The organism is Klebsiella sp. R445, assembly GCF_051131755.1.
GTDB classification, from domain to species: Bacteria; Pseudomonadota; Gammaproteobacteria; order Enterobacterales; family Enterobacteriaceae; genus Klebsiella; species Klebsiella lignicola.
The window spans coordinates 2,028,604-2,050,529 of the sequence record NZ_CP180446.1 but is presented as its reverse complement, the minus strand read 5'-3'; the positions used below and the strand labels follow the sequence as shown (position 1 = coordinate 2,050,529).

Genomic DNA, 21,926 nt, shown 5'->3' with positions numbered 1-21,926 from the left:
GGTACGTGATATGAGTACAACGATGGCAATTTTAAGCGTTGGCGTGGTTCCGGTAGGAGAAGTTCTGCCGCTATTAACCGAACATATCAGGGAAGATCAGATCACACATATTAGCCTGTTAGGCAAAATGACACGTGAAGACGTGATGGAAGATTACGCCGTGGATTCCGGCGACGAGTGTCTGCTGACGCTGTTGAATGATAACCAGCTGGCGGAGGTTTCGCGTCAGAAGGTCGAGCGGGATTTAAAGCATGTGATCGCCATGCTCGACCGGCAAGAATATGACGTTATTTTGTTTTTGAGTTCAGAAATGCTCAGTGGCCTGACGGCACGCAACGCCATTTTACTGGAACCGCAGCGGATTATTCCGCCGCTGGTGGCATCGATCGTTGAGGGCCATCAGGTCGGGGTGATTGTGCCCGTCGAGGACGTGTTGCCCATGCAGCAGCAAAAGTGGCTGGCGCTGGAGAACGCACCTTACTACGCCCTAGCCAACCCGATCGGCGGCAGCGATAGCGATTTGCTGATGGCCGGACGGGAATTGCTGGAGCAGGGGGCCGATGTACTGGTGCTGGACTGTCTGGGCTATCATCAGCATCATCGGGACGTATTGCAAAAAGCGCTGAATGTCCCGGTTTTGCTGTCAAATGTGCTGGTTTCGCGACTGGCGGCAGAACTATTAATTTAACATGCTGCGCGCACGTAATTTTGCGTGACAGGGGCAAGGAGCGCCCCCTATATTGAGGCTTCAACAAAAGATCATAAGGGCTTGTTTATGCTTCAAAGTAATGAATACTTCGACGGAAAAGTGAAATCAATTGGCTTCACCAGCAGCAGCGTCGGTCGCGCCAGCGTCGGGGTGATGGCGGAAGGGGAATATACCTTTGGAACCGCACAGCCGGAAGAGATGACGGTGGTGAGCGGTGCGCTGAATGTGCTGCTTCCAGGGGAAACCGAGTGGAAAGTCTATTCTGCGGGTGAAGTATTCAATGTTCCGGGCAACAGCGAGTTCCATCTGCAGGTGGCTGAAGCAACCTCTTATCTGTGCCGCTATCTGTAATGACTCACCTTCCTGCCGCAGCAGGAAGGTGTTTTAGCCGATCTTTTGGGTTCGCTCAGGGCTGATTAGCGCTGCGCTTCGCCACCCAGACCTTCCACCAGATTTTGAATCAAGGCCGCCAGCTCGCCGGTCATCAGAATAAAGTCAGCATCGAAGCGCTGGGCAAAATCTTCCCGGTCGATATCTTCATTCTGATCGCGCAGCTCGTCGCAGAATTTCAGACGCTTGATCGACGCATCGTCACACATCAGGAACTGGATCCGCTGCTGCCAGTCGAGCGCCAGTTTGGTCACCACTTTCCCGGCTTCAATGTGCACCGCGATCTCGTCGCTGACCAGATCCTGCTTCTTGGCGCGGATCACGCCGCCATCTTCCAGCATCGCTTTCAGTTCGGCTTCGTCCAGCAGCTGGAAACCTTGTGCAACGGTACCGGAACGGACCCATTCCGTCAGCGTCAGCTCGATCGGGTTTTCCAGCGTCAGCGGAACCACCGGCAGCGATCCTAACGTTTTACGCAGCAGCGCCAGCGTATCTTCTGCTTTCTTCGCGCTGGCACAATCCACCATGATCAGCCCGTTGACGGTATCGATCCACATCATGGTCTGGCTGAAGCGGCTAAAAGCGCGGGGCAGCAGAGAATGCAGCACTTCGTCTTTCAGCGAATCTTTTTCCGTTTTTTTCAGCTTACGGCCCTGATCGGCTTCCAGCTTGAGGATCTTGGCTTCCAGCGCCTGTTTGATCACCGGCGATGGCAGGATCTTCTCTTCTTTGCGCGCGCAGATCAGGATCTGTCCGTTGTTCGTATGTGTCAGCGCGTCGCTGTGCGATCCCATCGGCGATACCCAGCCGGTTTTCGCCATATCCTGGCTACCACAAGGGGTAAATGTCAGCTCGGCCAGCTGTTTTTCCATCTCTTCGGCCTGCAATGAAATGTCGCGGCTGAGACGGTAAACCATTAAATTTTTGAACCACAGCATGATAATTTCCACGGCGTTGTCGTTAAATCCAGCGGGCATGATAGCGAATTGTCGCTATGCTTGCATTGTTAATCGGGGAGAGGAGCCTACAGTGCGTATTGGTATTGATCTGGGTGGTACAAAAACAGAAGTCATTGCCCTGAGTGACCGGGGAGAGCAGCTATTTCGCCACCGCCTGCCCACGCCGCGGGAGGATTATCGTCAGACCATTGAGAATATCGCCGCGCTGGTGGAGATGGCGGAGCAGGCTACCGGGGAGCGCGGTAGCGTCGGCATCGGGATCCCCGGATCGATTTCGCCCTATACCGGAGTGGTGAAAAACGCCAACTCGACGTGGCTCAACGGTCAGCCGTTTGACCGCGATCTGAGCCAGCGGCTGAACCGCGAAGTGCGGCTGGCCAATGATGCCAACTGCCTGGCGGTCTCGGAAGCGGTGGACGGTGCCGCCGCCGGGGCGCAGACCGTGTTTGCGGTGATTATCGGGACCGGCTGCGGCGCGGGAGTGGCGATCAATGGCCGTTCCCACATCGGCGGCAACGGTACCGCAGGGGAGTGGGGCCATAACCCGCTGCCGTGGATGGACGAAGATGAACTGCGTTATCGCGCCGAGGTGCCGTGCTACTGTGGTAAACAAGGGTGCATTGAAACCTTTATCTCCGGCACCGGTTTTGCCACCGATTATCAGCGTCTGAGCGGTCAGACGCTGGCGGGCAGTGCGATAATGCAGCGGGTGAGTGAGCAGGATCCGCTGGCCGGGCTGGCGCTGACGCGCTACGAGACGCGGCTGGCGAAGTCGCTGGCCCATATCGTCAATATTATCGACCCGGATGTGATCGTGCTGGGCGGCGGAATGAGCAACGTCGAGCGCCTCTATCAGACGGTGCCTGAGTTAGTGAAACCGTGGGTGTTCGGCGGCGAATGCGAAACGCCAATTCGCAAAGCGCTGCACGGGGATTCCAGCGGTGTGCGCGGTGCGGCGTGGCTGTGGCCGCTGTAGCCCGCGAATGACAGGCGACTTCCCCGGCCAACTGCAGGGCCGGGGAAGGGCGCCAGGCCGTTACTCTACGGCAAAGGCCTTTTCCAGTCGGCTGTAGCCCAGTCCATTGATTTTCTTCACCTTGATCTGCACCGGGATCCGCTCCTTCATGGCTTCGACGTGGCTTATCACGCCAATGATTTTTCCGCTGGCGTTGAGGGCATCCAGCGCATCCAGTGCGGTATCGAGGGTTTCGCTGTCGAGGGTGCCGAACCCTTCATCGAGGAACAGCGAGTCAATCCGCGTTTTGTGGCTGACCAGGTCGGAGAGCGCCAGCGCCAGCGCGAGGCTGACCAGGAAGCTTTCGCCGCCGGAAAGGGTGCGGGTGTCGCGAACGGCGTCCGCCTGCCAGGTATCCACAACCTCCAGCTCCAGCGCTTCGCTGGCCTTACGCTGTAACTGATAGCGCCCGTGCAGACGATTAAGCTGGTGGTTCGCCAGCCACACCAGGTTATCCAGGGTTAAGCCCTGGGCGAATTTACGGAATTTATCGCCCTCTTTTGAACCGATCAGCGTATTCAGCCATCCCCAGTCTTCCAGCTGCTGGGTGGCGAGCGCGATCTCCTGATGCAGTGCCTGCTGGCGCTGTTGATTCTCGGTGTTCTGTTTCAGCTGCTGGCGAATTTCTCCCTGACGCGCGCTATTCTCCCGCAGCAGCGGCGCCAGCTGTTGCAGGCGAGCCTGTACCGGCTCCAGCGGTTGGGTGATGTCGACCTCTGCCGGCGGTTGTTGTTGATGCTGATTCAGTGCGTCGCGGGCGCGCAGGGCCAGCGCGCTGGCCTGCTGTAAGGCGCTTTCCAGCGCCTGCTTACGCTGCTCCAGATGCTGGCGCGTGTCGGCGTCGAGCAGGGCGTCAAGGAAGGCCTGACGGTCGGCAAACGGGCTGCTGGCTAATGCGGCGGCCAACTGGTTCAGCGTCTCCAGTAGCGCCTGCTGCTGCTGGCTCTCCTGCTGGCACAGGGTTTGCCACTGGCTTTGCAGGGCCAGGCAATCGTCATGGACCTGGCGCCAGCCGGTGAGCGCTGCCGGTTCTGCGGCCTCGCCGGACTCCGGTAGGGTTTCCAGTAGGGGGGTCAGCTGCTGAAGCTGCTCCTGAAGGGCGACGGATTGGTTCTGTTTTTCCTGCCAGCCGCGGGTCTCTTGTTCCCGCTGCGCCAGCCAGCCCGTCGCCCGATCGGCCTGAGGAAGATCGAGTGCGAAAGGCGCCAGTTCCGCTGTCAGCTGCGCCCGGCGCTGTTCCTGACTCTGTTGGCTCTGCTGCAACTGCTGCTGGAAGGCCTGCTGTTGCGCCTGGCAGGCCAGCCGCTGCTGATGCTGATACAACTGCTGTTCATGCTCCTCCTGCGCCGCCAACCAGCCGGGAATATCGTCCTGTGGCTGCAGTTCACAGTGCAATGCGCTGACGGTGCTCTGCCACTGTGATGTAAGTGCTTGCTCCTGCTGGAGAAGGGATTCCAGCTCATCTTTCTCGTTAACCTGTTGTTTTAGCAATGCCTCCAGCTGACCGCGCAGCTGGGCGCCTTCTTCAGCCAGCTGTTTTACCTCGCGCTCGAGGCTGTCCCGGCGGGCCTGGTTAACGCCTGGCTCCAGCGCCCGGTATTCCGCGACGGCAGGATGCTCGCTGGATCCGCAGAGCGGGCACGGTGCGCCGGGCTGCAGGCGCGCGCGTTCTTCTTCCAGGCCAGCAATACGGGCTTCCAGTTCGCAGATGGCCTTCACATCGCTGAACTGCTGGTTTTTCTCTTTGTAGGCCAGACGGCGCTGGGCCAGCGCCGTTTCCAGCTTTTCCTGTTCCTGCTGGCGGGCCTGCCCGGCGGTTTGCAACTGCTGCTGGCGCTGGCGCAGCGGCAGCAGGCGGCTATGCAGCGTAGAGAGCTGCTGGCGTAGCGGGCGGGCGGCGGCGTGCTGTGCCAGACTGGCGCTGACCGCTCCGGAATCCAGCGTCAGGGTGGTCGGGGGCAGCCCGGCCAGGGTGCGATCGGTTTCGGCCAGCCGTTGCTGCAGTTGAGCGTGCTGCTGTTCATCGCGGGCCTGCTGTGCGAACGCCTCCCGCCAGCCTGCCAGCGCATTTCCCCACTGGCGGTAGCGGTCGTGTTCCTGCAGCCAGGTCGTGAGGGCGTGCTGGGCGGTCTGCAACTGACTCAGCTGTTGACTCGCGGCAAGGCGAATCCCCGCCCGTAGCCGCAGCTGGCCATGTAAGCGAGTATTTACTTCTTCCACCTGACGGCGGGTGTGCGCCAGCGCGTTGGTCTGCTCTTGTTCGCGGTTCCACAGCGGGCGCAGCTGTTCTGCCGGCTGGGATTTGAGCAAGGCGGAAAGCTGCGGCTGGGCCTGCTCCAGCGCCTGCTGCGCTTCCTGTAGCTGACGCTGGGCCTGGGTGGCTTCCGCGCTCAGCTCCTGCTGGCGAAGCAGCCACTGCAAGGTAGTTTGCAGGCGGGTTTGTTCGCTAAGTTGTTGATTTTCATCATCAGTAAGTGCTTGCAAACTTTGTTGCAGCGCCTGCTGCTGTTCGGTGCTCAGAAGCAGCACGCCGGAGGCCTGCGCCTGCAGTTTATCCAGCTCGCTGCGGGCAAGCTTATGCTTGTCGAACACCTGGGCCGAGATCTGACCGTAGATTTCGGTACCGGTCAGTTCCTCCAGGAGTTCCGCGCGCTCTTTAGGTTTGGCGTTGAGGAAGGCAGCGAACTGCCCCTGAGAAAGCAGCATTGAGCGGGTAAAACGGCCATAATCCAGCCCGGTGAGCGAGGCAGTGAGCTCGAGCTTATCTTTGACTTTGTCGGCGAGGATCTGGCCATCGTCGCAGCGGGCCAGCTCGACGCGCGGGGCCTGCAGATTGCCTTCCGGCTGGTTACGGGCGCGGTTCTGGCTCCAGAAAGCGCGGTAGGCCGTCCCTTTGACCTCGAATTCCACCTCCGCCAGGCACTCGGCGGTGTCGCGGGTCATCAGATCGTTTTGCGATTGCGAGACGCTGCTCAGGCGCGGGGTTTCGTGATACAGCGCGAGGCAGATAGCGTCCAGCAGGGTGGTTTTCCCGGCGCCGGTCGGCCCGGTGATAGCGAACAACCCGTTGCTGGCGAACGGTTCAGCGGTAAAGTCGATTTTCCATTCGCCTTTCAGCGAGTTGATATTCTTCAGGCGCAAGCTCAGAATTTTCACAGGTGCTCCTCACCGTGCAGGCTATACAGCGTTTCGTTAAACAGCTGCTTCAGGCGCTGCTGCTGCGTCTCTTCCAGCGTTTCCTGCGCCAGACGGCGTTCAAACACTTCTTCCACGCGTAATTCACTGAGCGTTTCGCGGCGTTCTCCGGCGAGGATCCGTTCGCGCTGGGCGCGGCTGCGGCGAACCAGCAGCACTTCCACCGGCAGGTCGTCGGTCTGGGCCTGAATTTTACGTTGAATATCATGTAGATATTCGTCGCTGGTGATTTCAATATCCAGCCATGTGACGGGGTCCGCTGGGGCGTCCCGCCACTGGGTGAGCTGTTCGCTGATGCTGGCGAAATCGCCTTTCAGGACCGCCAGCGGCTGGGTCACCGGTACCGTCAGCGGGCTCACGTCTGTCAGATGGCCGTCGGTAAAGGTCACCAGATTGACGCTTTTACTTTTCCCCGTTTCGTCGAAGCTGAGGGAGATCGGTGAGCCACTGTAGCGAATATGCTCGTTGCCGCCGACCAGCTGCGCCCGGTGAATATGGCCGAGCGCAATATAATCAACCGGCGGGAAATGGCTGGCAGGAAACGCCTCCAGGGTCCCGATATAGATATCGCGTACCGCATCACTTTTACTGGCGCCGACGGTGGTCAGGTGACCGCTGGCAATAATCGGCAGCGGGCGGTCGCCGCGCAGGTCGCAGGCCTGCTGATACTGCTGTTGATAATAGTCGCTGATAGCGCTTAACAGCTGTTGTTGCTTCTCGCCGCTGGAGTGTCCCGCCTGGCTGGTGACCAGCTCGCGCGGGCGCAGGAACGGCACCGGGCAAAAAACAGCCCCGGGGGTGCCGTCACGCAGGGGCAGGATAAAGGGAGCATGGCCTGCATTGGCCACCACCGTGGTTTTCAAAAAGGCCAGGATGTCGCGGGATTCATTCAGGGTCGCGACCGAGTCATGGTTGCCGGCCAGCACTACCAACTGACAGCCGGCCTGCTGAAGCTGCACCACAAAATGGTTATACAGTTCGCGGGCGTAGCTGGGGGGCGATCCGGTATCAAAAATATCACCGGCGACAATGATGGCATCGACCTCGTGCTGTTGGGCGTTGGACAGCAGCCAGTCGAGAAAGGCCGAATGTTCGACGGCACGGCTTTTACTGTAAAAATTCTGACCCAGGTGCCAGTCAGAGGTATGAATGATGCGCATAATGATTTTTTCCTGACGAAAAAGCATGAGCGCATTATACCCTTCATCCTTCAGCTTGCCTCCCCGAGCAGCAATCGGATTGTCGGTTACTCCTTGTCATCATTCGAAATCTCCGATCATCAGACGGTCATTTTTTTCATAAATCTGTCACAAAACTGACGCATAATGACGCCGCACTCTATACTGATGGCTAAAAAACACAGGGTAAATAATGGCGAGAAGAATTCTGGTCGTTGAAGATGAAGCACCGATCCGCGAAATGGTCTGCTTTGTTCTGGAGCAAAACGGCTTTCAGCCCGTCGAGGCGGAAGATTATGACAGTGCGGTGAATCAACTCAATGAACCCTGGCCTGATTTGATTCTCCTTGACTGGATGCTACCGGGCGGGTCGGGTCTGCAGTTTATTAAACAGCTGAAGCGCGAAGCGATGACCCGGGATATTCCGGTGGTGATGCTGACCGCACGCGGCGAAGAAGAAGACCGCGTTCGTGGCCTGGAAACCGGGGCCGACGATTACATTACCAAGCCTTTCTCACCGAAAGAGCTGGTGGCGCGTATCAAAGCGGTGATGCGTCGAATTTCGCCGATGGCGGTAGAAGAAGTAATTGAAATGCAAGGCCTTAGCCTGGATCCTTCCTCGCATCGCGTGATGACCGGTGAAAGTCCGCTGGACATGGGGCCAACGGAATTTAAATTATTACATTTCTTTATGACCCACCCGGAACGCGTGTACAGCCGCGAACAGCTGCTGAATCACGTCTGGGGTACGAACGTGTATGTAGAAGACCGAACGGTGGATGTGCACATTCGTCGTCTACGTAAAGCGCTGGAACTTAGCGGCCATGACCGGATGGTACAAACGGTTCGCGGCACGGGGTATCGTTTCTCCGCTCGTTTCTGAATATCGACAGGAGTGTGAACCGTGCTGGAACGGCTGTCATGGAAAAGGCTGGCGCTTGAGCTTTTCTTATGTTGTATACCGGCCCTGATCCTTGGGGCGATTTTTGGTCATCTGCCGTGGTTTTTGCTGGCGGCGGTGACCGGCCTGCTGATATGGCATTTCTGGAACCTTATGCGCCTGTCATGGTGGCTGTGGGTTGACCGCAGCATGACGCCGCCGCCGGGTAGCGGCAGCTGGGAGCCGCTGCTGTATGGCCTCCACCAGATGCAGATGCGTAATAAAAAGCGCCGACGCGAGCTGGGCAGTCTGATCAAACGCTTTCGTAGCGGGGCGGAGTCATTGCCCGATGCGGTGGTGCTGACGACGGAGGAGGGCGCCATCTTCTGGTGTAATGGTCTGGCGCAGCAGATCCTGAATCTGCGCTGGCCGGACGACAGCGGACAAAACATTCTCAACCTTCTGCGTTACCCTGAATTTGCTAACTACCTCAAAAACAGGGACTTCTCCAAACCTCTCAATCTGGTGCTCAATACGGCTCGCCATCTGGAGATCCGCGTGATGCCCTACAGCGACAAACAGTGGCTGATGGTGGCACGCGACGTCACGCAGATGCACCAGCTCGAAGGTGCGCGGCGCAACTTTTTTGCTAACGTCAGCCATGAGCTGCGCACGCCGTTGACGGTGCTGCAGGGCTATCTGGAGATGATGCAGGAGCAGGTGCTGGAAGGGATGACGCGCGAGAAAGCGCTGCATACCATGCGCGAGCAAACTCAGCGCATGGAAGGACTGGTCAAACAGCTGTTAACCCTGTCGCGCATTGAAGCCGCACCAACCCTGGCGATGAATGACAAAATTGACGTGCCGATGATGCTGCGGGTGGTGGAGCGCGAAGCGCAGACCCTTAGCCAGCAGAAGCACACCCTGCATTTCACGGTGGATGACAGCCTGCAGGTGCTCGGCAATGAAGAGCAGCTGCGCAGCGCGATATCCAACCTGGTGTATAACGCCATTAACCATACCCCTGCCGGGACGGAGATCTCCGTCAGTTGGCTGCGGGCACCGCATGGCGCGCTGTTTAGCGTCGAGGATAACGGCCCCGGTATTGCGCCGGAGCATATTCCGCGCCTGACCGAGCGGTTTTATCGCGTTGATAAAGCCCGTTCGCGCCAGACCGGCGGCAGTGGCCTGGGGCTGGCTATCGTCAAACATGCGGTTAATCATCACGACAGCCGACTGGAAATTGAGAGTACCCTGGGCAAGGGGACGCGGTTTAGCTTCCTGCTCCCGGAACGTTTAATTGCCAAAAAAAGCGCCTGACCGCCTGTCTGTCAGCATTACTTGCCAATGACCAGCTCCGGCTGGTCATTTTCATTTGCAGTCACTTTTTCGCCGCGTAATTAATGAACGCCTGCTGCTTTTTTGTTCGCATGATTAGCCATGGGTTTTCTCTCAATATGGTGAATAGTTTTGGTTGAGAATATAGAGTTAGCATAATCATCTGCTTTCACGATCCCTCCTTGCATTAAAACGTTATAAGCGTTTAAATTGCCCCCCATACAGTCGCAGACAGACTGTTTTTGCGTGGTAATTCAAAAAACAATTCTTTCCCACGCCGCTTCGGGAGCATATCTCGCTGAGTTTGCCGGCAATCGCCGCTGTATCATCCCCCAGGGAAAAGCACGGTATTTCCGTTTGTTAATAACACCACATCCACAGGCAGTAATGAATTTATGACCCATCAGTTAAAATCACGCGACATCATTGCGTTGGGCTTTATGACCTTCGCGTTGTTTGTTGGCGCCGGCAACATTATCTTCCCTCCGATGGTCGGTTTACAGGCTGGCGAACACGTCTGGACCGCAGCAATTGGCTTCCTGATTACGGCGGTGGGTCTTCCGGTGCTTACGGTCGTGGCGCTGGCAAAAGTCGGCGGTGGTGTTGAAAGCCTGAGCACGCCGATCGGCAAAGTCGCCGGTATTCTGCTGGCGGTCGTGTGCTATCTGGCCGTTGGCCCACTGTTCGCGACGCCGCGTACCGCCACGGTCTCCTTTGAAGTCGGCATTGCGCCACTGACCGGCGACGGCCCGCTGCCGCTGCTGATTTATAGCGTGATCTATTTTGCGCTGGTGATTCTGGTTTCGCTGTATCCGGGCAAGCTGCTCGATACGGTGGGCAACTTCCTGGCCCCGCTGAAAATCGTTGCCCTGATTATTCTTTCCGTGGCGGCGATTGTCTGGCCGGCAGGCCCGATCAGCGACGCGATGGAAGCGTATCGTACCGCCTCATTCTCCAACGGTTTCGTCAACGGCTATCTGACGATGGATACCCTTGGCGCGATGGTCTTCGGTATCGTGATTGTTAACGCCGCGCGTTCTCGTGGCGTCAGCGAAGCGCGCCTGCTGACCCGTTACACCGTGTGGGCCGGATTAATGGCCGGTGTTGGCCTGACGCTGCTGTATCTGGCGCTGTTCCGTCTCGGTTCCGATAGCGCGACCCTGGTGGATCAGTCCGCTAACGGCGCGGCGATCCTCCATGCTTACGTCCAGCACACCTTTGGTGGGGCGGGCAGCTTCATGCTGGCGGCGCTGATTTTTATCGCCTGTCTGGTCACTGCGGTTGGCCTGACCTGCGCCTGTGCCGAGTTTTTCGCGCAGTATCTGCCATTATCCTATCGCACGCTGGTGTTTATCCTCGGCCTGTTCTCGATGGCGATCTCCAACCTCGGTCTGAGCCATCTGATTCAGATTTCGATTCCGGTGCTGACGGCCATCTATCCGCCGTGTATCGCACTTGTGGTATTAAGCTTTACCCGCAACTGGTGGCATAATTCGACCCGCGTTATTGCGCCGGCCATGTTTATCAGCCTGATGTTTGGTATCATTGACGGCATTAAATCGTCGGCGATTGCGGATATGCTGCCGGCCTGGACCGCACGTCTGCCGATGGCGGAACAGGGCCTGGCCTGGTTAATGCCAACCGCGGTGATGGTGGTTCTGGCAGTTATCTGGGACCGTACGGTTGGGCGTCAGGTGACTTCCAGCGCACACTAACCGGCGTTTTTAAGCAGTGTTAAGCCACGGGACTTCGGGTCCCGTGGTTTTTTGTTTTTTAAGTCATCCCCTTTTGGTTTTTGCCCCCGCGAAGGCCCGAAGAGAAAAACGGCATGGAATACGATGGAAAGTAACAACAAACTTAAGCGCGGGCTAAGTACCCGGCATATTCGCTTTATGGCACTGGGTTCGGCCATTGGTACCGGCCTGTTCTACGGTTCGGCGGATGCCATTAAAATGGCCGGCCCGAGCGTGCTGCTGGCCTATATTATCGGTGGCGTAGCGGCGTATATCATCATGCGCGCCCTCGGTGAGATGTCGGTGCATAACCCGGCCGCCAGCTCATTTTCACGCTATGCGCAGGACTATCTTGGCCCGCTGGCGGGCTATATCACCGGCTGGACCTATTGTTTTGAAATCCTGATCGTGGCGATTGCCGACGTGACGGCTTTCGGCATCTATATGGGAGTGTGGTTCCCGACGGTGCCGCACTGGATTTGGGTGCTGAGCGTGGTGCTGATCATCTGCGCGGTTAACCTGATGAGCGTCAAGGTGTTCGGCGAGCTGGAGTTCTGGTTCTCGTTCTTTAAAGTTGCCACCATCATCATCATGATTATTGCCGGTTTCGGCATCATTATCTGGGGTATTGGTAACGGGGGACAGCCCACCGGCATCCATAATCTGTGGAGCAACGGCGGCTTCTTCAGCAACGGCTGGCTGGGAATGGTGATGTCGCTGCAGATGGTGATGTTCGCCTACGGCGGGATTGAGATCATCGGTATTACTGCCGGTGAAGCCAAAGACCCGGAGAAATCCATCCCGCGGGCGATTAACTCCGTGCCGATGCGTATTCTGGTGTTCTATGTGGGCACGCTGTTTGTGATCATGTCCATTTACCCGTGGAACCAGGTCGGGACCAACGGCAGCCCGTTCGTGCTGACCTTCCAGCATATGGGCATTGCCTTTGCTGCCAGCATCCTCAACTTCGTGGTTCTGACCGCCTCGCTGTCGGCGATTAACAGCGATGTCTTCGGCGTTGGCCGGATGCTGCACGGGATGGCGGAGCAGGGCAGCGCGCCGAAGTTTTTCGCGAAAACCTCACGCCGCGGTATCCCGTGGGTGACGGTGCTGGTGATGACCGTGGCGCTGCTGTTTGCGGTTTATCTGAACTACATCATGCCGGAAAACGTCTTCCTGGTGATTGCGTCGCTGGCGACCTTCGCGACCGTCTGGGTGTGGATTATGATCCTGCTGTCGCAGATTGCCTTCCGCCGTCGCCTGCCGCCTGAAGAGGCGAAAGCGCTGAAGTTTAAAGTCCCTGGCGGCGTCACCACCACGGCCGTAGGGCTGGTGTTCCTGGTGTTTATCATTGCGCTGATTGGCTATCACCCGGAAACCCGCATCTCGCTGTACGTTGGTTTTGCGTGGATTGCGCTGCTGCTGGTGGGCTGGACGTTCAAAACCCGCCGCGACCGCCGCCTGGCACAGGCACAATAAGCTCGTCCTTCGCCTGCCGGATAGCCAGATGCTGTCCGGCAGGCACACTCTCCGCCCCCATTATCCTCCCCTAATAATTCCTGCGATGATGAGTCATACGCCTGTGCGCTATGGCAAGGTGTGCCTATTCTGAACAAAGAGGAACGACGATGTTGAAGGCATGGCACCTGCCTGTAGCTCCCTTTATCAAAGAGCAACAGGAACGACTCTTTATCACTTTATGGTTGAGCGGCGATGACCTGCCGCAGCGGGTCACGCTGCGCGCAGAAGAAGATAATGAGGAGCTGTCGCTGCCTATGCACCGGCTGCGGCAAGAACCGCATCCGGGCGTAGTCGCGTGGCGAGGCGAGATCAATCTTGCCAGCGGGCAGCCGCGTCGACGCTATAGCTTTAAACTGTTGTGGGCGGATCGTCAGCGCTGGTTCACCCCGCAGGGATTGCAGTCTTTCCCGCCGGCGCGGCTGGAGCAGTTTGCCGTTGACCTGCCGGACAGCGGCCCGCAGTGGGTCGCCGATCAGGTGTTTTATCAAATCTTCCCGGACCGTTTTGCCCGCAGCGAGCCGCGGGAAGCGGAGCAGGATCAGGTCTATCACCACCACGCCGCCGGGCACGATATCGTGCAGAAAGCGTGGGATGAACCGCTCACCGGTGAGGCGGGTGGGTCAACGTTTTATGGCGGCGATCTTGATGGCATCAGTGAGAAGCTGCCGTATCTCAAGCAGCTTGGCGTTACCGCGCTGTATCTGAACCCGGTGTTTGTTGCGCCGAGCGTGCATAAATACGATACCGAAGATTATCGTCGCGTCGACCCGCAGTTTGGCGGCGATGCCGCGCTACTGCGTCTGCGCCACAATACGCAACGGGAAGGGATGCGCCTGATCCTCGACGGCGTGTTTAACCATTCCGGGGATTCCCACGGCTGGTTCGACCGCCATCAGCGCGGGAGCGGCGGCGCCTGCCATCATGCGGATTCGCCGTGGCGTGACTGGTTTACGATCTCTGAGGAAGGCGAAGCGCATAACTGGCTGGGCTACGCCAGCCTGCCTAAGCTGGACTACCGCTCCGAGAGCCTGGTGAATGAAATCTATGCCGGGGAAGACAGCATTGTGCGCCACTGGCTGAAAGCGCCGTGGAGCATGGACGGCTGGCGGCTGGACGTGGTGCATATGCTGGGAGAAGGCGGCGGCGCGCGGAATAACCTGAAACATATCGCCGGCATTACCCAGGCGGCAAAGCAGGAGCAGCCAGAGGCTTTTGTTTTTGGTGAACATTTTGGTGATGCTCGCCAGTGGTTGCAGGCCGATGCCGAAGATGCGGCGATGAACTATCGCGGGTTTACCTTCCCGCTGTGGGGCTTCCTTGCCAATACCGATATCTCGTACGATCCGCAAAAAATCGATGCGCAAACCTGCATTGCCTGGATGGAGAACTATCGCGCCGGGCTGTCGCATCAGCAGCAGCTGCGGATGTTTAACCAGTTGGATAGCCACGATACCGCGCGATTTAAGTCACTGCTGGGGAAAGATGTTGCTCGCCTGCCGCTGGCGGTCGTGTGGCTGTTCTGCTGGCCGGGGGTACCGTGCATTTACTACGGCGACGAAGTGGGCGTCGACGGCAATAACGATCCGTTCTGCCGCAAACCCTTCCCGTGGGACCCGGCGCTGCAGGATACCGCGCTGCTGGGGCTGTATAAGCGGGTAGCGAAGCTGCGTAAAGCCAGCCAGGCGTTGCGCTACGGCGGCTGCCAGGTGGTTTATGCCGAGGAGAACGTGGTGGTGTTTGCCCGCGTCTACAAGCAGCAGCGGGTGCTGATTGCCATCAACCGGGGCGAGGCCTGCGAGGTGGTGGTCGAGGATTCGCCGCTTCTGAACGTCGAGGAGTGGCTGCTGAAAGAGGGTGATGGTGCGCTGCACGACGGGGTGCTGGCACTACCTGCGATCTCTGCCAGCGTGTGGTTCAGCCGTCAGGCGTAAAGCTGACTCAGGAACGATTCGTGGAGAAGGGCCTCGCGCCACCAGCGTTGGGCCAGTCCGTCGTTATCGCTGCGCCAGGCAATATAGGCCAGGTCTTTTTCGCGGCAGGAGATGACGGATTTCTCAAGCAGCTCGCCACTCTCCAGCCACGGCTGAGCGATATGGCGGGGCAGAAAGCCGCAGCCCACGCCGGCCCGCAGCAGCGCCACTTTACTGGCGAAATCGTCGACGCGAATCTGAAGCTGCTCGGTGAGCAGGTTGCTGTTCAGCGGCTGGCAATAGCGGGCGCTGTCGCTAATCACCACCGCCCGATGCAGGCTGAGTTGTTTGTTGCTGAGCGGCTGCGTGGTGGAGGCCAGCGGATGGTTGGCGGCAACGACAAAGACGTTGTCCAGCGTACCGGCCATTTTCCATGACCATTCGGCTGAAGTCGGCGGTTCGTTAATGGCGCCGAGGATTATATCGGCGCCGTTGCGCGTCAGCTCTTCCCAGGATCCGGCTAGCGTATGGTGGGTAAAGTTGAGCCGTGTCTGCTGATTTTGCGCGTAAAAGGCGTCGATCAACGGCAGCAGGCGTTCAAAGGGGAAAGAGGCATCGAGGGCGATCGCCAGATCCCGTTCCCAGCCGGCACTCAGCTGTTTGGCCTGTTTTTCCAGATCTTTCGCGGCATTGATCAACAGCCGTCCCTTCTCCAGCACCATTCTTCCGGTATCGGTAAATTTTGCCCGGTGACCGCTGCGATCCAGCAGGGTGATATCCAGATCGCTTTCCAGCTTTTGGATCATATAGCTCAGGGCCGCTGGGGTTTTATGGAGTGATTCTGCGGCGGTGGCGAACGAGCCATGGGTTTCTAAAGCATCGAGAATGAGCAGCACATCAAGGTTTAAGCGCATCAGTGAGTTACCGGAAAAAATAAGGTGACTCAGTTTTACCGAACCCGACATTCAATGCCAGTGAATAATTTAGAATCCTTTCGCGTAATTTTTTGATAAATATCGCGATTGTCATTCATTAACATTGTTGTTTCATACTTTCTTATTTTCGAAATGGTACAGTGAATTTCTTTAATAACTCGTTAGAAATTACTGACTATACTCAGCATGCTTTATCCGTCACGATCCGACCCACAACAGTGTTTGCAATATCTCTTCAACTAATTGATTAAGAAGGTATTCATGTCTATTCGGGAACTGATCGACCCAACCAACTCCGCCCTTATCTTTATTGACCATCAACCGCAGATGTCTTTTGGTGTTGCCAATATTGACCGTCAGACACTTAAAAATAATACCGTTGCCCTGGCCAAAGCCGGCAAGATTTTTAATGTCCCGGTGATTTATACCTCCGTGGAAACCAAAAGTTTCAGTGGCTATATCTGGCCGGAATTACTGGCAGTCCATCCGCAGGTTAAACCGATTGAACGTACATCGATGAACTCCTGGGAAGATGCCGCTTTTGTTAAAGCAGTGAAAGCGACGGGTCGCAAGAAATTGATTATCTCCGCGCTGTGGACCGAAGTGTGCCTGACCTTCCCGGCGCTGATGGCGCTGGAAGAAGGCTTCGAAGTTTACGTGGTCACCGACACCTCCGGCGGGACCTCCGTGGATGCCCATGAGCGCTCTATCGATCGGATGGTGCAGGCTGGCGCAGTACCGGTGACCTGGCAGCAGGTTCTGCTTGAGTACCAGCGCGACTGGTCACGCAAAGAGACCTACGATGCGGTGATGGATCTGGTTCGCGAACACAGCGGTGCTTACGGCATGGGCGTGGATTATGCCTATACCATGGTGCACGGCGCACCGGAACGTAAAGCCTAAATACGCGTCCTCCTTCATGCTGCCCGCTGGTTGGCTTCGTTTGCCCGCTTCGACGCAGCATGAATGATTTTGTGTATTGTCATTCACGGCGAATGGCGGGGCCATCCGCGATTCGCCTGCAGCAAGGAGCCCGGTAATGACGCAGCAGAAATCGGTGACCCTGGTGATAAGCCATATGCTCGACCCCGAGCATGGGGAACGCTATGAACAGTGGCTCGGTAAAATTATGCCCATCGCGGCGGAGTTTCCAGGCCATCTTGGCGCTAACGTGATTCGTCCGACTCCCGGGCAGAATCTCTGGAGCGTCATTATTCGTTTTGACACCATCGAACATCTCTACGCCTGGACGCAGTCATCAACACGTCACGAGCTGGTGGCGGAAATCGCGCCGCTGCTCAATGAAGGCGATCGCACGGAAATCCGTACCGAACCGGCGTTCTGGTTTACCCCACCCGTCACCAACGTGCGCCAGCCGCTGCGCTGGAAGCAGTTCCTGATCACGCTGCTGGTGATTTTCCCCAGTACTAATCTGGTGCCCTGGCTGACCGGGATGTTGCTTCCCTCGATGCGGGGGAGCTTGTTGCTGCATTTAATAAATGATGCCTGTGTGGTCGCGCTGGTGGTCTGGTTCTGGATGCCCATCGTGACCCGTCTGTTTGCTGGCTGGTTAAAGAAAAACTGAGCCAGACGCCTGGAGGAGAGCGTTATGTCGCAAACTGCCACACTGATCCTGACAAATGGTCGCATCCATACTCTCGATCAAAACAACCCGTTGACCGAGGCAATCGCCATCGCCGACGGCAAGATCCTGGCCACCGGCAGCCGAGATCGGATCATGAGCTTTGCTGCTGAAGGGACGCAGATCGTCGATCTGCAGGGCCATACGGTGATCCCGGGTCTCAACGATTCCCACCTGCATCTGATCCGCGGCGGGCTGAACTATAACCTTGAGCTGCGTTGGGAAGGCGTTCCGTCACTGGCGGATGCACTGCGGATGCTCAAAGATCAGGCCGATCGCACGCCGTCACCGCAGTGGGTTCGCGTGGTCGGCGGCTGGAGCGAGTTCCAGTTTGCCGAACGGCGGATGCCGACCCTCGAAGAGTTAAACGAGGCGGCGCCGGATACCCCGGTCTTTGTGCTGCACCTCTACGATCGCGCGCTGCTGAACCGCGCTGCTCTGAAGGCGGTGGGCTATACCAAAGAGACGCCGGATCCGGCCGGGGGGGAAATCGTGCGCGACAGCCGTGGCAACCCCACCGGGATGCTGATCGCCAAACCGAACGCCATGATCCTGTACGCCACGCTAGCCAAAGGACCGAAGCTGCCGCTGGAGATGCAGGTTAACTCGACGCGCCAGTTTATGCGCGAGCTGAACCGGCTTGGCCTGACCAGCGCCATTGACGCCGGGGGCGGTTTCCAGAACTACCCGGAAGACTATCAAATTATTGAACAGCTGCATGCGCAAGATCAGATGACCGTGCGCATTGCCTATAACCTGTTTACCCAGCGCCCTAAACAAGAGCTGGGCGATTTCGAGCGCTGGACCGATATGCTGAAACCGGGACAGGGGACCGACTTCTTCCGCGCTAACGGCGCCGGCGAAATGCTGGTGTTCTCGGCGGCGGACTTTGAAGATTTCCTGCAGCCGCGTCCGGATCTGCCTGAAGGGATGGAAGACGAACTGGAACGTGTGGTACGTCATCTGGTGGAGCATCGCTGGCCGTTCCGCCTGCATGCCACCTACGATGAGTCGATCAGCCGGATGCTCAACGTTTTCGAGAAGGTAAACCGCGATATTCCGTTTAACGGTCTGCACTGGTTCTTCGACCATGCCGAAACCATCACCGAGCGGAATATTGAACGCGTGAAGGCGCTGGGCGGCGGGATCGCGGTACAACACAGGATGGCATTCCAGGGGGAATATTTTGTCGACCGCTATGGTAAAGATGCGGTGAAACATACCCCGCCGGTGGCGAAAATGCTGGAACTGGAGGTGCCGGTTGGGCTGGGAACAGATGCGACGCGGGTGGCGAGTTACAACCCGTGGACTGCGCTCTACTGGCTGGTCTCCGGGCGCACCGTGGGCGGCATGACGATGTATGACGAGAGTAACCGTCTGCCGCGCGACGTGGCGCTGGAATTGTGGACGGCGGGCAGCGCCTGGTTCTCCAGCGAGCAGGGTAAAAAAGGGCGCATTGAGAACGGCCAACTGGCGGACCTGGTGGTGCTGTCAAAAGACTATTTCAGCGTGCCGGAAGAGGAAATCAAAGGCATCGAGTCGGTGCTGACGGTTGTCGACGGCAAAGTGGTTTACGCTGCCGGACACTTCTCGCCGCTAGCGCCGCCGCCGATTCCGGTGGTGCCGGACTGGTCGCCAGTGGTTAAGGTACCGGGCCACTATCGTTCCGCACCGCCTGCGGCGGCGAAAATCGGAGCAATCGTGCAGATGCACCAGTGCTGCGGCAGCTGTGGCGTGCATGGTCACCAGCATGATATCGCCCGCAAGTCGTCGATCCCGGTCTCCGACGATCGGGCATTCTGGGGCGTGCTGGGCTGTTCCTGCTTCGCGTTTTGATTTGCGGATAACCCGCGGCGGGTGTCCCAGGCCGCGGGATCAAAAAAGGCTCGCAGATGCGAGCCTTTTTTTAAACGCGAGCCGATTACAGGCTGGAGACGTTCTCGGTCAGGTATTTTGCAACGCCTTCCGGAGATGCAGCCATACCTTCTTTTCCTTTTTCCCACTGTGCCGGGCAAACTTCACCGTGCTCTTCGTGGAACTGCAGCGCGTCAACCATGCGCAGCATTTCGTCGATGTTACGGCCCAGCGGCAGGTCGTTAACCACCTGGTGACGAACAACGCCGTTTGCGTCGATCAGGAAGGAACCACGCAGTGCAACGCCTTCGTCCGGATGCTCGATACCGTAAGCTTTCTGGATTTCACGTTTGATGTCAGCAACCATCGCGTATTTAACCGGGCCAATACCGCCCTGGTCAACCGGGGTGTTACGCCATGCGTTGTGAACGAATTCGGAGTCGAAGGAGACGCCAACGACTTCAACGCCGCGTTTCTGGAACTCTTCGTAACGTTTGTCAAAAGCGATCAGCTCTGACGGGCATACGAAGGTGAAGTCCATCGGCCAGAAGAACAGTACGGTCGCTTTACCGTTGGTGTGCTGTTTGAAGTTGAATTTCTCAACGATTTCGCCGTTACCTAAAACTGCTGCTGCGGTAAAATCCGGAGCCTGACGAGTGACCAGAACCATATGATTCTCCTGTTAATAGTAAGGTTAATTGGTACGCAACGGGGGCAAGTATAGGGACTGGCTTGTGCGAACTCAACGTGACGCTGACAATCAATGAGATAGGTTCAGCCTATCAATATGTATCAGAAAACGAGGTTCAGAATAGCTTTTCTGTGAGAAAGCGCAATCTTTTATCGTGCTCGTTACAGTTCCCGGCGGGTCGCCTGGGCCATCATGCGCGGATAAAACTGCCAAAACTGCTGCTCCAGCTTTTCGTAGTGGGTATCCAGGTCCTGCCAGGAGTCGCGCAGGGCATCAAGACGGGGCCGACGGCTGGCCATACCGTTGAGGACGCGCTGAATAAAGTCCATGTCTTTATAGCGTTCCAGCCAGCGTTCCGACCATAAATAGTCATTGAGATTGACGAAGCGCGGCGGAGAATCGGGCAACACCGGCGTTACCTGCTCCTCGGCATAGCGCACAAATTCACTGAGCGGAAAGTCGGGCGAAATTTGCGCCCAGTGGTGCGACAGAAAATGGTCCCACATGACGTCCAGCGTAATCGGCGCGACACGGCGCGTTTCGGGACGGAACCACTCTCGCGCCGCTTTGACCTCTGCCAGATTGTCGGTCATGACATCGATGCGGCGATGCATAAAGATGCCGTCGACGATATCGGCCGGGTAGTCCGCCTGCGGGTTGCCGCGAACGAAATCAGCCAGAAGGTTGCCGGGAAGTGAACTGTTGGCGAGATGAGCTAAATGCAGGTGTGCGAGAAAATTCATAATACTCGTTATTCTTCAGGTTGCAGGTGCGTTGGCTTCAACGTGACTCGCCTCATCAATGACGTAGAGTATTACATCTCTCCTGAGGGGTAAAGGTTGCAGGGAACACGCCCCGGCACTAGACTACCCGCCTCTTTATTTAGGCCGAGCCACCGTCATGCGCGTTACTGATTTTTCCTTTGAACTACCCGAATCCCTGATTGCCCACTACCCACAGCCGGAGCGCAGTAGCTGTCGCCTGCTGTCGTTAGACGGACCGACGGGCGCGCTGACGCATGGCATCTTCACCGATCTCCTCGACAAGCTGAACCCAGGCGATCTGCTGGTGTTCAACAATACCCGGGTGATCCCGGCGCGCCTGTTTGGCCGTAAAGTCAGCGGCGGCAAGATTGAAGTCCTGGTTGAGCGGATGCTCGACGACAAACGCATTCTGGCCCATATTCGCGCCTCTAAAGCGCCGAAGCCGGGAGCGGAGCTGCTGCTGGGCGACGATGAAAGCATTCATGCCACCATGGTGGCGCGTCACGATGCGCTGTTTGAAGTCGAGTTTAACGACGAGCGCCCGGTACTGGATATCCTGAACAGCATCGGCCATATGCCGCTGCCGCCGTATATCGACCGCCCGGACGAAGACGCCGACCGCGAGCTGTATCAAACCGTCTATAGCACCAAACCAGGGGCAGTGGCCGCACCGACCGCTGGCCTGCACTTTGACGATGCGATGTTGGATAAGCTGCGTGCCAAAGGTATCGAAATGGCGTTTGTGACGCTGCACGTCGGCGCCGGAACCTTCCAGCCGGTGCGCGTGGATACCATCGAAGACCATATTATGCACTCCGAGTATGCCGAAGTGCCGCAAGAGGTGGTCGACGCGGTGCTGGCAGCGAAAGCACGCGGTAATCGCGTTATCGCGGTGGGCACGACCTCCGTGCGCTCGCTGGAGAGCGCGGCACAGGCGGCGAAAAACGACCTGATTGAACCTTTCTTCGGTGATACGCAGATCTTTATCTATCAGGGATATCAATATAAAGCGGTTGATGCGCTGGTGACCAACTTCCATCTCCCTGAATCGACTCTGATTATGTTGGTTTCGGCCTTTGCCGGTTACCAGCATACTATGAATGCCTACAAGGCTGCGGTAGAACAAAAATATCGCTTTTTTAGCTACGGTGACGCGATGTTTATCACGTACAATCCGCAGGCTATTTTTGAGCGTGTCGGGGAATAACCTCC

18 protein-coding genes are annotated in these 21,926 nt (G+C 57.4%); 12 read left to right on the top strand and 6 right to left on the bottom strand.

Annotated elements, in window-relative coordinates:
• The first annotated feature begins 10 nt into the window (after nt 1–10).
• Together ACMYSN_RS09530 and ppnP are read left to right on the top strand one after the other, a co-directional pair.
• Nucleotides 11–688, top strand: coding sequence for an AroM family protein (locus tag ACMYSN_RS09530; protein WP_123755649.1), 678 nt, complete (start codon nt 11–13; stop codon nt 686–688).
• Nucleotides 689–775: 87 nt separating this feature from the next.
• Nucleotides 776–1,060: a pyrimidine/purine nucleoside phosphorylase gene (ppnP, locus tag ACMYSN_RS09525; RefSeq protein WP_123755650.1), complete on the top strand. Its 285-nt coding sequence runs from the start codon at nt 776–778 to the stop codon at nt 1,058–1,060.
• A 65-nt stretch (nt 1,061–1,125) separates the two neighbouring features.
• Here the strand turns inward: ppnP and rdgC are convergent, their stop codons facing one another.
• A complete protein-coding gene (gene rdgC, locus ACMYSN_RS09520; protein ID WP_123756215.1) occupies nt 1,126–2,037 on the bottom strand; it encodes a recombination-associated protein RdgC in 912 nt (303 codons plus the stop codon).
• A gap of 91 nt (nt 2,038–2,128) precedes the next feature.
• Here rdgC and mak point away from each other — a divergent pair, with 91 nt between their 5' ends.
• Nucleotides 2,129–3,034 (top strand): fructokinase, encoded by a 906-nt coding sequence (mak, locus tag ACMYSN_RS09515; protein ID WP_462497818.1) that lies wholly within the window; start codon nt 2,129–2,131, stop codon nt 3,032–3,034.
• 60 nt (nt 3,035–3,094) lie between these two features.
• Here mak and sbcC read toward each other — a convergent pair whose 3' ends face one another.
• The gene (gene sbcC, locus ACMYSN_RS09510) at nt 3,095–6,229 is read right to left on the bottom strand and encodes an exonuclease subunit SbcC (RefSeq protein WP_462497817.1); all 3,135 of its coding nucleotides are present in this window, start codon (nt 6,227–6,229) and stop codon (nt 3,095–3,097) included.
• Nucleotides 6,226–7,428 carry an exonuclease SbcCD subunit D gene (sbcD, locus tag ACMYSN_RS09505; RefSeq protein ID WP_462497816.1) on the bottom strand — a complete coding sequence of 401 codons (1,203 nt, stop codon included), beginning with the start codon at nt 7,426–7,428 and terminating at the stop codon, nt 6,226–6,228. The genes sbcC and sbcD overlap by 4 nt, the downstream gene beginning before the upstream one ends.
• A gap of 211 nt (nt 7,429–7,639) precedes the next feature.
• Here sbcD and phoB point away from each other — a divergent pair, with 211 nt between their 5' ends.
• From phoB to malZ, 5 genes are all read left to right on the top strand, one after another.
• The gene (phoB, locus tag ACMYSN_RS09500; RefSeq protein WP_123755653.1) at nt 7,640–8,329 is read left to right on the top strand and encodes a phosphate response regulator transcription factor PhoB; all 690 of its coding nucleotides are present in this window, start codon (nt 7,640–7,642) and stop codon (nt 8,327–8,329) included.
• A gap of 21 nt (nt 8,330–8,350) precedes the next feature.
• A complete protein-coding gene (phoR, locus tag ACMYSN_RS09495) occupies nt 8,351–9,646 on the top strand; it encodes a two-component system sensor histidine kinase PhoR (RefSeq protein ID WP_462497815.1) in 1,296 nt (431 codons plus the stop codon).
• Nucleotides 9,647–10,059: 413 nt separating this feature from the next.
• Nucleotides 10,060–11,379: a branched-chain amino acid transporter carrier protein BrnQ gene (gene brnQ / locus ACMYSN_RS09490; RefSeq protein ID WP_123755655.1), complete on the top strand. Its 1,320-nt coding sequence runs from the start codon at nt 10,060–10,062 to the stop codon at nt 11,377–11,379.
• 123 nt (nt 11,380–11,502) lie between these two features.
• Nucleotides 11,503–12,876: a proline-specific permease ProY gene (gene proY, locus ACMYSN_RS09485; RefSeq protein ID WP_123755656.1), complete on the top strand. Its 1,374-nt coding sequence runs from the start codon at nt 11,503–11,505 to the stop codon at nt 12,874–12,876.
• 149 nt (nt 12,877–13,025) lie between these two features.
• Nucleotides 13,026–14,849: an alpha-glycosidase gene (gene malZ / locus ACMYSN_RS09480; protein ID WP_462497814.1), complete on the top strand. Its 1,824-nt coding sequence runs from the start codon at nt 13,026–13,028 to the stop codon at nt 14,847–14,849.
• Here malZ and ACMYSN_RS09475 read toward each other — a convergent pair.
• On the bottom strand, nt 14,840–15,742 hold the full coding sequence (locus tag ACMYSN_RS09475) for a LysR family transcriptional regulator (RefSeq protein ID WP_462497813.1): 903 nt from the start codon (nt 15,740–15,742) through the stop codon (nt 14,840–14,842). The genes malZ and ACMYSN_RS09475 overlap by 10 nt on opposite strands.
• A 282-nt stretch (nt 15,743–16,024) precedes the next feature.
• On the opposite strand from ACMYSN_RS09475, the gene ACMYSN_RS09470 reads away from it, so the two are divergent.
• The 3 genes from ACMYSN_RS09470 (at nt 16,025) to ACMYSN_RS09460 (ending at nt 19,241) form a co-directional block, all read left to right on the top strand.
• The gene (locus ACMYSN_RS09470) at nt 16,025–16,666 is read left to right on the top strand and encodes a hydrolase (protein ID WP_032689277.1); all 642 of its coding nucleotides are present in this window, start codon (nt 16,025–16,027) and stop codon (nt 16,664–16,666) included.
• Between the two features lie 136 nt (nt 16,667–16,802).
• A complete protein-coding gene (locus tag ACMYSN_RS09465; RefSeq protein WP_123755658.1) occupies nt 16,803–17,348 on the top strand; it encodes an antibiotic biosynthesis monooxygenase in 546 nt (181 codons plus the stop codon).
• Nucleotides 17,349–17,372: 24 nt separating this feature from the next.
• Nucleotides 17,373–19,241, top strand: coding sequence for an amidohydrolase (locus ACMYSN_RS09460; RefSeq protein ID WP_462497812.1), 1,869 nt, complete (start codon nt 17,373–17,375; stop codon nt 19,239–19,241).
• Between the two features lie 85 nt (nt 19,242–19,326).
• Here ACMYSN_RS09460 and ACMYSN_RS09455 read toward each other — a convergent pair whose 3' ends face one another.
• The gene (locus ACMYSN_RS09455; RefSeq protein WP_004858569.1) at nt 19,327–19,929 is read right to left on the bottom strand and encodes a peroxiredoxin; all 603 of its coding nucleotides are present in this window, start codon (nt 19,927–19,929) and stop codon (nt 19,327–19,329) included.
• 182 nt (nt 19,930–20,111) lie between these two features.
• Complete coding sequence (acpH, locus tag ACMYSN_RS09450; protein ID WP_462497811.1) at nt 20,112–20,693, bottom strand: acyl carrier protein phosphodiesterase; 582 nt, start codon at nt 20,691–20,693, stop codon at nt 20,112–20,114.
• A 157-nt stretch (nt 20,694–20,850) separates the two neighbouring features.
• On the opposite strand from acpH, the gene queA reads away from it, so the two are divergent.
• Entirely contained in the window at nt 20,851–21,921 is a 1,071-nt protein-coding gene (gene queA, locus ACMYSN_RS09445; RefSeq protein ID WP_123755661.1) for a tRNA preQ1(34) S-adenosylmethionine ribosyltransferase-isomerase QueA, read from the top strand.
• The last annotated feature ends 5 nt before the right edge of the window (nt 21,922–21,926 follow it).

Bases quoted from the DNA above. Each gene is read 5' to 3' on its own strand.
- ACMYSN_RS09530 (WP_123755649.1), top strand. From the start codon at position 11: ATGAGTACAACGATGGCAATTTTAAGCGTTGGCGTGGTTCCGGTAGGA.
- ppnP (WP_123755650.1), top strand. From the start codon at position 776: ATGCTTCAAAGTAATGAATACTTCGACGGAAAAGTGAAATCAATTGGC.
- rdgC (WP_123756215.1), bottom strand. From the start codon at position 2,037: ATGCTGTGGTTCAAAAATTTAATGGTTTACCGTCTCAGCCGCGACATT.
- sbcD (WP_462497816.1), bottom strand. From the start codon at position 7,428: ATGCGCATCATTCATACCTCTGACTGGCACCTGGGTCAGAATTTTTAC.
- phoB (WP_123755653.1), top strand. From the start codon at position 7,640: ATGGCGAGAAGAATTCTGGTCGTTGAAGATGAAGCACCGATCCGCGAA.
- brnQ (WP_123755655.1), top strand. From the start codon at position 10,060: ATGACCCATCAGTTAAAATCACGCGACATCATTGCGTTGGGCTTTATG.
- proY (WP_123755656.1), top strand. From the start codon at position 11,503: ATGGAAAGTAACAACAAACTTAAGCGCGGGCTAAGTACCCGGCATATT.
- malZ (WP_462497814.1), top strand. From the start codon at position 13,026: ATGTTGAAGGCATGGCACCTGCCTGTAGCTCCCTTTATCAAAGAGCAA.
- ACMYSN_RS09475 (WP_462497813.1), bottom strand. From the start codon at position 15,742: ATGCGCTTAAACCTTGATGTGCTGCTCATTCTCGATGCTTTAGAAACC.
- ACMYSN_RS09470 (WP_032689277.1), top strand. From the start codon at position 16,025: ATGTCTATTCGGGAACTGATCGACCCAACCAACTCCGCCCTTATCTTT.
- ACMYSN_RS09465 (WP_123755658.1), top strand. From the start codon at position 16,803: ATGACGCAGCAGAAATCGGTGACCCTGGTGATAAGCCATATGCTCGAC.
- ACMYSN_RS09460 (WP_462497812.1), top strand. From the start codon at position 17,373: ATGTCGCAAACTGCCACACTGATCCTGACAAATGGTCGCATCCATACT.
- ACMYSN_RS09455 (WP_004858569.1), bottom strand. From the start codon at position 19,929: ATGGTTCTGGTCACTCGTCAGGCTCCGGATTTTACCGCAGCAGCAGTT.
- acpH (WP_462497811.1), bottom strand. From the start codon at position 20,693: ATGAATTTTCTCGCACACCTGCATTTAGCTCATCTCGCCAACAGTTCA.
- queA (WP_123755661.1), top strand. From the start codon at position 20,851: ATGCGCGTTACTGATTTTTCCTTTGAACTACCCGAATCCCTGATTGCC.